This window comes from uncultured Stenotrophomonas sp. (assembly GCF_963519925.1).
GTDB lineage: Bacteria > Pseudomonadota > Gammaproteobacteria > Xanthomonadales > Xanthomonadaceae > Stenotrophomonas > Stenotrophomonas maltophilia_AE.
In genome coordinates this window covers 1-10,591 of sequence record NZ_CAUQPH010000124.1, presented here as the reverse complement: position 1 = coordinate 10,591, position 10,591 = coordinate 1, and the positions used below count along the sequence as shown (strand labels likewise).

Genomic DNA, 10,591 nt, shown 5'->3' with positions numbered 1-10,591 from the left:
GGCTACGCCCGGGGCGCGGCCGCCGAGCCGGCCCCGGCGCTGGATGCGGCGCTGTCCGCTCCGGGCGAATACGAGACCGTGCTCACCACCGAGCAGCTGCAGGCCTGGGTGGCCCGGGCCGAGGCGGCCGAGCTGATCGCCTTCGACACCGAGACCGACGCGCTGGATGCCATGCGCGCCAACCTGGTCGGCATCAGCCTGGCCGTGGAACCGGGCAAGGCCGCTTACATCCCGGTCGGGCATGACTACCCGGGCGCCCCGGCGCAGCTGCCGCGCGGGCAGGTGCTGGACGCGCTGCGCCCGCTGCTGGAGAACCCGGACAAGAAGAAGCTCGGCCAGCATGGCAAGTACGACCTGCACGTGCTGCGCCGCCATGGCGTGGACGTGAAGGGCTACCACGACGACACCATGCTCGAGAGCTTCGTGCTCAATTCCACCGCCACCCGCCACGACATGGATTCGCTGGCGATGCGCTACCTCGGCTACACCACGATCAAGTTCGAGGACGTGGCCGGCAAGGGCGCCAAGCAGATCCCGTTCTCGCAGGTGGGGCTGGACGAAGCCAGCCGCTACGCGGCCGAGGACGCCGACATCACCCTGCGCCTGCACCGCGTGCTGCATCCGCAGCTGCTGGAATCGGCGTCGCTGGACAACGTGTACCGCAGCATCGAAATGCCGCTGGTGCCGGTGCTGGCCCGGATCGAGGCCAACGGCGTCTATATCGACAGCGCCGAGCTGCGCCGGCAGAGCCAGGACCTGGGCGCGCGCATGCTGGCCGCACAGCAGAAGGCCACCGAGCTGGCCGGGCGCACCTTCAGCCTGGACTCGCCCAAGCAGCTGCAGGCGGTGCTGTTCGACGAGCTGAAGCTGCCGGCGCTGGTAAAGACCCCCAAGGGCCAGCCCAGCACCAACGAAGAGGCGCTGGAGGCGATTGCCGAACAGCACGAGCTGCCGCGGGTGATCCTGGAGTACCGCGGCCTGGCCAAGCTGCGCAGCACCTACACCGACAAGCTGCCCGAGATGGTCAACCCCGACACCGGCCGGGTCCACACCAGCTACCACCAGTCCGGTGCGGCCACCGGTCGCCTGTCCTCCTCCGACCCGAACCTGCAGAACATCCCGATCCGCACCGAGGACGGCCGCCGCATCCGCCGCGCCTTCGTGGCCCCGCCAGGGCACAAGCTGCTGGCCTGCGATTACTCGCAGATCGAACTGCGGATCATGGCCCACCTGTCCGAGGACCCGGGCCTGGTGCGCGCCTTCGAGCAGGGCGTGGACGTGCACCGCGCCACCGCCGCCGAGGTGTTCAGCCGCGCGCTGGACGAGGTCACCCCGAACGAGCGCCGCGCCGCCAAGGCGATCAACTTCGGCCTGATGTATGGCATGAGCGCGTTCGGGCTGGCCCGCAACCTGGGCATCGACCGTGGCCAGGCGCAGGACTACGTGGCCCTGTATTTCAGCCGCTACCCCGGCGTGCGCGACTTCATGGAACGCATGCGCCAGCAGGCGCGTGACCAGGGCTATGTGGAAACGCTGGAAGGCCGCCGGCTGTACCTGAACGATATTCACGCGCGCAACCAGGGCCTGCGCGCGGGTGCCGAACGTGCGGCGATCAATGCGCCCATGCAGGGCACCGCCGCGGACATCATCAAGCGCGCCATGGTGAAGGTGGACGACTGGCTGCAGGGCCAGGGCGGGCGGGCGCGGATGATTCTGCAGGTGCACGATGAACTGGTATTCGAAACCGAAAGCGAGTTTCTCGAAACCTTGCGCTCGCAGGTGGTGGAACTAATGTCGTCTTCGGCGCAATTGCGGGTTCCGCTGGTGGTTGACGCGGGTGTCGGCGATAACTGGGATGAGGCACATTGAGACCCAAATCACGTTACAAAAGCTGAATTGGTCCATCCCCGGGCTAGAAACTGACTCTTGGATGAATGTTTCAAGATTCACCCGAGTATTAATTGGCAGCCTTCACGAATCATCAATGTTCAAGGTGCTTTTATAGACCTCGACAGGCGCAACGCCTGTTGTGGATCTCTCCCATCCCCTGGAGCAGATCTCGGAACGGGGGCTCCTCCCCAAGCGCCCGTTCCCCGGCCCCGCTGACCTCCCCCTGGTCGGCGGGGCTTTTTATTTTGGGCCTCCGGAAAGGCAATGCCCGGTAGCGCCGGCCGTTGGCCGGCCCAAGCGATGCCGATTGCCTCTGGCACGCCACACGCCCATGCTGCCAGCAGTACCCAAGGAAACCCCCGATGAGCGACCTGTTCGACCTGGCCATGCCCTGGTGGGAATTCATCCTGCGCGCCGTCGTGGTGTACGTGGTCGTGCTCGGCATGGTCCGCCTGTCGGGCAAGCGCGCGCTGGGCCAGATCACCCCGTTCGACGTGCTGCTGATCGTGCTGCTGGGCAACGCGGTGCAGAACGCGCTGCTCGGCAAGGACACCTCGCTCGGCGGCGGTCTGTTGCTGGCCGCCACGCTGATCTCCCTCAACTACGGCGTGGGCTGGCTGAGCCAGCGCAGCCGCCGCATTGAAGCGCTGGTGGAAGGCGAACCGGTGCTGATCGCCCGCGACGGCAAGCTGCTGGACTCGGTGCTGCGGCGCGAACTGGTCACCCGTGCGGACGTGGAGGCGGCCATGCGCCAGCAGGGCTGCGCGCACATCAGCGAGGTCTCCATGGCGCTGCTGGAAATCAACGGCCACATCACCATCGTGACGCAGAAGCGGTAGCGCCGGCCGTTGGCCGGCCCAGGCGGTCCAACCTCGCCCGGTGACCCTCGGCCGCCAAAGATCGAAACCTGGAAGCGCAGCCGGAAGCCTGCTGCTGCAATCGCCGGTATCAGTGGCCGCCGTCCGGCTGGCCCGCGCAAAGGAGATGCCCGCGATGCCGTTTGATATCCCCGCCACTTCCCCCTCGCCCGTCGGCACCCCCCGGCGGTGGGTCCCCGTGTACGAGGAAGGCCGGGCAGCCAACCGGCAGCTGCACGGCATGCCCCCGTCACATCACGAGGCGATGCGGGCGTCTTCCCCGCCGCCGACCTACGCCCAGGTGATGGGGCAGGACGCGGATCCCCCTCCTCCCTATGCCGAGGGAATGAGCGAAGACGCTGCCTCGAGGCGGCTGCCGCCCTCGCGTGCGCTACCCACTGCGGTGGCCAACGGGCCGCGCTCGTGGCGGCTGCGCATCTTCAGGCGGCTGCATCCGGAGACGCAACGCCGCGAGTTGCAGAAGCAGCTGAAGTACCTGGTGCGCACCCAGGGTAAGCTGGAAGCGTCCCGCGACTACCTGCAGCAGGTGATCCGACGGCACGAAGCGCTGGCGGCATCGGGCCGCGTGTACTGCGGCGCCGGGCTGTTCGATGGCGACGAATGCAGTGTGATCAGCAACGCGCGGCAGGAGTACACCCATTACCTGGACAAAGCGTGCAAGGCGCAGGCGGCGTATGCAGCGCAGCTCGATGGCAGCGCGGACCCGCTCAGCCCAGGCTGAGCCAGTCGCGCGGCACTAGGTAATCGCCCAGCCGCGCTTCGGCGCTGACGGGCTCCGGCTGGAACCCATACTCCCAGCGCACGCGCGGGGGCAGGCTCATCAGGATGCTCTCGCTGCGGCCACCGCTCTGCAGGCCGAACAGGGTGCCGCGGTCGTAGACCAGGTTGAACTCCACGTAACGGCCACGGCGGTACAGCTGGAACTCGCGCTCGCGCTCCCCGTACGCGGCCTCCTTGCGCCGCTCCACGATTGGCAGGTAGGCCTGCAGGAAGCCGTCGCCGACCGCGCGCAGGTAATCGAAATCGCGTTCGAAGTCGCCGTGCAGGTCGTCGAAGAACAGCCCGCCCACGCCGCGCGTTTCATTGCGGTGGCGCAGGAAGAAGTATTCGTCGCACCAGCGCTTGTGCGCCGCATAGCGTTCTTCACCGAACGGCGCGCACAGGTCGTGGGCGACCTGGTGCCAGTGCTGCACGTCTTCATCGAACGGATAGAACGGGGTCAGGTCGAAGCCGCCACCGAACCACGAGGCCACCTGCTCACCGTCGCGCTCGGCACTGAAGTAGCGCACGTTGGCGTGGGTGGTGGGCAGGTACGGGTTGCGCGGGTGGAACACCAGCGACACGCCGGTGGCGCGCCACGAGGCACCGGCCAGTTCCGGCCGGTTGGCCGAGGCCGATGGCGGCAGGCGGGTGCCGGAAACGTCGGAGAAGCCGATGCCGGCCTGCTCGAACACCGCGCCATCGCGCAGGATGCGGGTGCGCCCGCCACCGCCTTCGGCACGCTGCCAGACGTCCTCGGCGAAGCGGGCCTGGCCATCGGCGGTTTCAATGGCGGTGCAGATGCGGTCCTGCAGATCGATGAGGTAGGCGCGGACGCGGTCGAAATCGTTCATGGCGGTAATGTACCGCACGCGGCCGCGCCGGATCCGGCATCAACGCTTGAACCACCGCTGCACGTCCGGGCGCAGCACGCGCAGCAGCAGCCAGCCATGCAGGGCGGCGAAGGCCAGCGCGGTCAGCACGGTGATGCCGGTGTAGAGCACGCGGTTGATGCGCAGGTCGTGGCGGAGCTGGCTGGCATCCTCGGCGCCCACGTGCTGCGGCAGGTGCACGATCAGGTAGCGGAAGATGTCGTCGATGACCCAGGCGCCGACGAAGTTGAGCAGCGCGGTCAGCACCAGCAGCACGATGAAGGTCCACAGCGCCCAGCGCTGCCGGCGCAGGAGGCCCCAGCAGGCGATGGCGCCGGCCACGCACAGGGCGAACAGCCACAGGTTCACCGCCACGGCATGCCGGCCGAACCAGCGCAGCGACGGCGGCATCCACGACAGGTCGGCGCCCTGCAGCAGGTCGTGCAGCCACGCCGAGTTGCCCAGCAGTACGGCCAGCACCGCGCAGCCGGCCCAGCACACGGCGGAGACGATGCACACCACCAGTACCGACTTGGCCAGCGGGGCCAGGAAGCGTGGCGCAGCGTCGCCGATCGGGGCGGCAGTGGCAGCGGCAGCAGTCGGCAACAACGGGGGGTAGGAAGACGACATCCGGTGTCCTGGCAGTGAGCAGTGGGGTCAGCCCGGCACGATCACGCGCCTGGCCGCCGGCAGGATATGGTCTTCGCTCAACGGTGCCAAGCGGCGGCCATGCGGTGGCTGCAGCGGGACCCACGCCAGTTCGGCGATTTCGGCGCGCGCCTGCGGCGTGCCCAGCACCTGTACCCACCAGGCCTGGGCCTGCACCCGGCAGCCGGGTTCATGGACGGCCCAATCGCTGAACGCGCCCAGCGGCACGGCCGTGGCCGGGTCCAGCTGCACGCCCAGCTCTTCGTCCAGCTCGCGCGCCAGCGCGGCCAGCGGGGCTTCAGCCGGCTCGGGCTTGCCGCCCGGCTGGATGAACACCGCCGAGCCCTGCTTGCGCACTACCAGCACGCGCTGGTGGGCGTCGCAGATGACCGCGGCGACGATCCGTATCGTCGCCGCGTCGTGGCTCACTTCAGGTTCTCTTCGAACAGCTTGAGGATGCGCTTGTACTGGTCCAGCCAGGAATCGGCACGCACGTAGCCATGGCGCTCCAGCGGGTAGGGCGCGATGCTCCAGTTGTCCTTGTGCAGCTCGATCAGCTTCTGGGTGAGGTTGACCGAGTCCTGGAAGAACACGTTGTCGTCCATCATCCCGTGCGCGATCAGCAGGTGGTCCTGCAGGCCCTCGGCGTATTCGATCGGCGAGGAGACGCGGTACGCCTCCGGGTCGATGTCCGGGGTGTTGAGGATGTTGGCGGTGTAGCCGTGGTTGTACTGGTGCCAGTCCACCACCGGGCGCAGCGCGGCGCCGGCCTTGAACGTGCCCGGCGAACGGAACAGCGCCATGAAGGTCATGAAGCCGCCGTAGGAGCCACCGTAGATGCCGGCGTGGTCACGGTCACCCTGCTGGGTGGCCACCAGCCACTCGAGGCCGTCCTTGTAGTCTTCCAGTTCCGGGTGGCCCATGTTGCGGTAGATCGCGGTGCGCCAGTCGCGGCCGTAGCCTTCGCTGCCGCGGTAATCCATGTCCAGCACCACGTAGCCCTGCTGCACCAGCAGGTTGTGGAACATCTGCTCGCGGAAGTAGGCCGGGTAGCGTTGGTGCACGTTCTGCAGGTAACCGGCGCCGTGCACGAACATGGCGATCGGGTACTTCTTGCCCGGCTCCAGGTTCTCCGGGCCGTAGTACTTGGCCCAGACCACGCCCGCGCCGTGCTTCGAAGGCACCTGCACCAGCTTGGGCTGGATCCACTGGCGCGCCTTGAAGGCGGCGCTGCGGGTATCGGTCAGCACCTTGGCCTGGCCACCGGCAGTGGGCACCACCGCCAGCTGCGCCGGCAGGTAGGCGCCGGAGTATCGCACCAGCAGCTGCTGGCCGTCCGGCGACAGCGAGAAGTCTTCCACGCCGTTGAGCGAGGTCAGCTCACGCACCTGGCGCGAGGCGGTGTCCACCGCGCACACCTCGTAGTCGCCCGGCGCCTGCTGGTTGCACAGCACGTAGAAGCCACGGCCATCGGCGCTGGGCACCGGCATCGAGGTTTCCCATTTGCCGCTGGTGATCGCCTGCGGCCTGGCCGTGCCCTGCTGGGTGTACAGGTGCGAATAGCCCGATTCTTCCGACAGCAGCCACAGCGTGCGGTTGTCGCTGGACCAGCCGAAATCGTTGAAGCTCCAGTTGATCCAGGCCGCGTCGGTGAGGCGGTGGCGGTTCTGCAGTTTCGCCTCGGTCGGGCTGACGCTGGCGATCCAGCGGTCCTTGTTGTCGTTGGCGCGCAGCAGGATCGCGGCCTGCTGGCCGTCGGCGCTCCAGCGCACCCCGGGCGCGCCGGGGCCGCCCAGCACCTGCACCGAACGGTTGCCCTTCAGTGCATCCTTGCCGGCGGCCTTGCGCATCGCGGCCAGCGGGTCGGTACCGATGCCCGGCAGGCTGTCCAGCGACAGCGGCTTGACCGTGCCGGTGACCGCGTCGACCAGCCACAGCGCGTTCGGTTCCGGGTCGTTGCGGCCCACCCGGGTACGGGTGTCCTCGAATTCCTCATACCCCGATTCGGTCACGTACTTGGGCATCTTGCCGCCGCGGCCTTCGTCGAAGCTCTTCGGCTTGGTGACCACGATGAGGCTGCGGGTGTCCGGCGACAGCGCGCTGTCGACGATCTCCACCTCGGCGCCCAGGTACACCGGGCCCGGTGCACGGGTGCTGTCGGCGCGGCGCCAGCTGGCTTCCTGCTGCTTGAGCGCGTCGCGCTGGGCGCGGTCGTTGCGCAGCGTGGCCAGGGTCCGCAGCTGCTGGTCGCGCAGCACGTCGGCCTTGGGCGCGTCGTCGGGGTTCTTTTCGGCCTTCAGGCTGGCCACCTGCTGCACGCCGCCGGCGGCGGTCCAGTGGAACCAGGTCTGGCCGGTGCGCCAGATGACCCCGCCGTCGCGGGCGAAGCCGACCGCACCGGCCTTCTCGGTGCTGCGGGTGAGCTGGGTCAGGGTGCCGCTGCGCAGGTCGCGCAGGAACACGTCGCCGTTGCGCACGAACGCGGCGCGTTGGCGGGCGCTGTCGTAGACCGGGTTTTCCACGTCCAGGCTGCCGCGCTGGTCATCGGCGACCTGGCTGGCGGCGCCGCCGGTGACCGGCTGGCGGAAGGTGTCGCGGACCGGGCTGCCGGTGCGCTTGAGCTGGTACTCGACCTGCTGGCTGTTCCACGACCACCAGGCGCTCTCGACCGGCGGACCGATCCAGTCCGGGTCGGCCATGGCCTGTTCAATGGTGATCGGCGTCGGTGCCGCGTGGGCCGCGCCACCAAGGGCGGCAAGCAGCAGCAGGGACAAGGGCAGCGTTCTAAGCATTGCGGGCAGCACCGTAAAGGAAAACCCGCCAAGCGTAGCAGCCGCAAGCGTTCCGGGAGGGGGCCACAGGTAATGGGCAGCGCCCGCCCGGAACGGTCCCCCGGTAGCGCACGACCGTTGGTCGTGCGACGGCGCACCGCGCCGGGCTCCTGGCTGCGACAAAGTGAAGCAGCGCGTCACCGGGTCGCATGCCCTCTTCACGGAAATCGGCCCAGACTGGTGCGGATTCCAGAGAATGCTGCGGAGGCGTCGCGTGGACGCGTTGTTGTTGTCCCGGATCCAGTTCGGGTTCGTCATCAGTTTCCATGTGCTGTTTCCGGCCTTCACCATCGGCACGGCCAGCTGGCTCGCCTTCGTGGAGGGCCAGTGGCTGCGCACGAAGAAGCCGATCTGGCGCGAGCTGTACTTCTTCTGGCAGAAGATCTTCGCGGTGTCCTTCGGCATGGGCGTGGTCAGCGGCATCGTCATGGCCTTCCAGTTCGGCACCAACTGGCCACGGCTGAGCCAGGTGGCCGGCAGCGTGATCGGGCCGCTGCTCACCTATGAAGTGCTCACCGCGTTCTTCCTGGAAGCCAGCTTCCTGGGCGTGATGATGTTCGGCTGGGGCAAGGTCTCGCCGCGCCTGCATTTCCTGTCCACCTGCATGGTGGCGCTGGGCACGCTGGTGTCCACGTTCTGGATCCTGTCGTCCAACAGCTGGCTGCAGACCCCGGCCGGGCACGCCATCATCGACGGCATCGTGGTGCCGCAGGAATGGTGGCAGGTGGTGTTCAACCCCTCCTTCCCGTACCGCCTCGCGCACATGGCGCTGGGCTCGTTCATCACCACCTGCTTCGTGATCGGCGGGGTCGGCGCGTGGTACCTGCGCAAGGGCAAGCACGTTGAAGCCGGGCGCACCATGCTGCTGGCCGCGGTGGCGTTCGCCGCGCTCACCGTGCCGGTGCAGATTTTCGTCGGTGACATGCACGGCCTGAACACGCTCAAGCACCAGCCGATGAAGATCGCGGCGGTGGAGGCGCACTGGCATGCCGAAGGCGAGGGCGAAGGGGTGCCGCTGGTGGTGTTCGCGGTGCCCAACGAGAAGGCCGAGCGCAACGATTTCGAGATCGCCATCCCGCGCCTGGGCAGCCTGATCCTGACCCATTCGTTCGATGGCACCTTCGACCCGCTCACCTCGGTGCCGGCCAGCGAGCGCCCGCCGGTGGTGCCGGTGTTCTACGCCTTCCGCATCATGGTCGGGCTGGGCACGCTGATGCTGCTGCTGGCCTGGGCCTCGGCCTTCCAGTGGTGGCGAGGCCGCCTGCTGGAATCGCGCTGGCTGGTGCGCGGCTGGAACTGGATGCTGCCCAGCGGCTTCATCGCGCTGCTGTCGGGCTGGTTCGTCACCGAGATGGGCCGCCAGCCGTGGGTGGTGTACGGGGTGCTGCGCACCGCCGATGCGGTCGGTCCGCAGAGCGCATGGATGACCGCGCTGTCGCTGGGCGTGTACGTCGTCGGCTATGCATTCGTGTTCGGCTGGGGCATCTGGTACCTGGTGAAGATCATCCGCACCGGCCCGAAGCCGCACGACCACCAGCCGCCGATCGAGGACGGCAGCCACACCCCGGCGCGGCCGCTGTCCGGGGCCGACGAACCGCTGGAGGAGCGCTGACATGGAGATGACGACCTGGCTGCCGGTGGCATGGTTCGCGGTGATCGGCTTTGGCGTGCTGATGTACGTGGTGCTGGATGGTTTCGTGCTGGGCATCGGCATCCTCGCGCCGATGGCCGAGGATGAAGAACAGCTCGACGTGATGATGAACACCGCCGCGCCGATCTGGGACGGCAATGAAACCTGGCTGGTGCTGGGCGGGGCAGGGCTGATGGCGGCCTTCCCCAAGGCCTATGCCGCGCTGCTGTCGGCGCTGTACCTGCCGGTGCTGCTGCTGGTGGTGGCGCTGGTGTTCCGCGGGGTAGCGTTTGAATTCCGCTTCAAGGCGCACCGCTCGCGGCGGCTGTGGAGCGTGGCCTTCGGGCTGGGCTCGCTGCTGGCCGCATTTGCCCAGGGCGTGATCCTTGGCGCGCTGGTGCAGGGCCTGCAGGTGGTGGACGGCCAGTACGTGGGCGGGGCGTTCGGCTGGTTCAGTCCGTTTTCGATGCTGACCGGCGCGGCGGTGGTGTTCGGCTACGCGCTGCTCGGCAGCACCTGGCTGATCCTGAAGACCGAAGGCCGCGAGCAGACCTTCGCGCGCACCCTGACCCGGCCGCTGGTGGTGGCGGTGATCGTGTTCATGGGGCTGGTCAGCGCGTGGCTGCCGTTCCTGGATTCGCGGCTGATGGCGCGCTGGTTCAGCGATGGCAACTTCTGGTGGCTGTCGCCGGTGCCGCTGCTGACCCTGGCGGTGGCGGTGGCGCTGTGGCGCAGCGCCATGCACCCGCGCCGCGACCTGCCGCCGTTCCTGCTCACCCTGGCGCTGTTCGTGCTGGGCTTCATCGGGCTGGTGCTGGGCATGTGGCCGTACCTGCTGCCGCCGAGCATGACCCTGTGGCAGGCGGCCGCCCCGGCCTCGTCGATGGGCTTCAGCCTGGTCGGCCTGGTGGTGCTGTTGCCGGTGATCCTGGGCTACACGGCGTGGTCGTACCGCGTATTCCGCGGCAAGGTCCGCGCGGACGCCGGATACCATTGACCGGGCCCGGGGGGGGACCCACCGTGGTCCCCCCGGCCCCGGCAGGCCATCGCTATAGGCCAGCCACACCCCCCCGCCCACCACGG

9 protein-coding genes are annotated in these 10,591 nt (G+C 68.3%); 5 read left to right on the top strand and 4 right to left on the bottom strand.

What is annotated here, in order from left to right; genetic code table 11:
- From polA to RWO33_RS16395, 3 genes are all read left to right on the top strand, one after another.
- Positions 1-1,869: DNA polymerase I (polA, locus tag RWO33_RS16405; RefSeq protein ID WP_314106235.1), on the top strand; the 1,869-nt coding region annotated here is incomplete at its 5' end.
- 383 nt (positions 1,870-2,252) lie between these two features.
- Positions 2,253-2,729 (top strand): YetF domain-containing protein, encoded by a 477-nt coding sequence (locus tag RWO33_RS16400; RefSeq protein ID WP_314106234.1) that lies wholly within the window; start codon positions 2,253-2,255, stop codon positions 2,727-2,729.
- A 259-nt stretch (positions 2,730-2,988) separates the two neighbouring features.
- Complete coding sequence (locus RWO33_RS16395) at positions 2,989-3,489, top strand: hypothetical protein (RefSeq protein ID WP_314106233.1); 501 nt, start codon at positions 2,989-2,991, stop codon at positions 3,487-3,489.
- Here the strand turns inward: RWO33_RS16395 and hemF are convergent.
- The 4 genes from hemF to RWO33_RS16375 are packed head-to-tail and all read right to left on the bottom strand — an operon-like array spanning position 3,476 to position 7,839.
- Complete coding sequence (hemF, locus tag RWO33_RS16390) at positions 3,476-4,381, bottom strand: oxygen-dependent coproporphyrinogen oxidase (protein ID WP_314106232.1); 906 nt, start codon at positions 4,379-4,381, stop codon at positions 3,476-3,478. The genes RWO33_RS16395 and hemF overlap by 14 nt on opposite strands.
- A 39-nt stretch (positions 4,382-4,420) precedes the next feature.
- Positions 4,421-5,029, bottom strand: coding sequence for a hypothetical protein (locus tag RWO33_RS16385; protein ID WP_314106231.1), 609 nt, complete (start codon positions 5,027-5,029; stop codon positions 4,421-4,423).
- Positions 5,030-5,056: 27 nt separating this feature from the next.
- Positions 5,057-5,476: an NUDIX domain-containing protein gene (locus RWO33_RS16380; protein ID WP_314106230.1), complete on the bottom strand. Its 420-nt coding sequence runs from the start codon at positions 5,474-5,476 to the stop codon at positions 5,057-5,059.
- Positions 5,473-7,839 (bottom strand): S9 family peptidase, encoded by a 2,367-nt coding sequence (locus tag RWO33_RS16375; RefSeq protein WP_314106229.1) that lies wholly within the window; start codon positions 7,837-7,839, stop codon positions 5,473-5,475. The genes RWO33_RS16380 and RWO33_RS16375 overlap by 4 nt, the downstream gene beginning before the upstream one ends.
- Positions 7,840-8,092: 253 nt before the next feature.
- Here RWO33_RS16375 and RWO33_RS16370 point away from each other — a divergent pair, with 253 nt between their 5' ends.
- Together RWO33_RS16370 and cydB are read left to right on the top strand one after the other, a co-directional pair.
- Complete coding sequence (locus RWO33_RS16370; RefSeq protein ID WP_314106236.1) at positions 8,093-9,490, top strand: cytochrome ubiquinol oxidase subunit I; 1,398 nt, start codon at positions 8,093-8,095, stop codon at positions 9,488-9,490.
- 1 nt (position 9,491) lies between these two features.
- On the top strand, positions 9,492-10,505 hold the full coding sequence (cydB, locus tag RWO33_RS16365; RefSeq protein WP_145478664.1) for a cytochrome d ubiquinol oxidase subunit II: 1,014 nt from the start codon (positions 9,492-9,494) through the stop codon (positions 10,503-10,505).
- Positions 10,506-10,591 lie beyond the last annotated feature (86 nt).

Coding starts and splice junctions, on each gene's coding strand:
- hemF (WP_314106232.1), bottom strand. CDS start 4,381: ATGAACGATTTCGACCGCGTCCGCGCCTACCTCATCGATCTGCAGGAC.
- cydB (WP_145478664.1), top strand. CDS start 9,492: ATGGAGATGACGACCTGGCTGCCGGTGGCATGGTTCGCGGTGATCGGC.
- RWO33_RS16375 (WP_314106229.1), bottom strand. CDS start 7,839: ATGCTTAGAACGCTGCCCTTGTCCCTGCTGCTGCTTGCCGCCCTTGGT.
- RWO33_RS16385 (WP_314106231.1), bottom strand. CDS start 5,029: ATGTCGTCTTCCTACCCCCCGTTGTTGCCGACTGCTGCCGCTGCCACT.
- RWO33_RS16400 (WP_314106234.1), top strand. CDS start 2,253: ATGAGCGACCTGTTCGACCTGGCCATGCCCTGGTGGGAATTCATCCTG.
- RWO33_RS16395 (WP_314106233.1), top strand. CDS start 2,989: ATGCCCCCGTCACATCACGAGGCGATGCGGGCGTCTTCCCCGCCGCCG.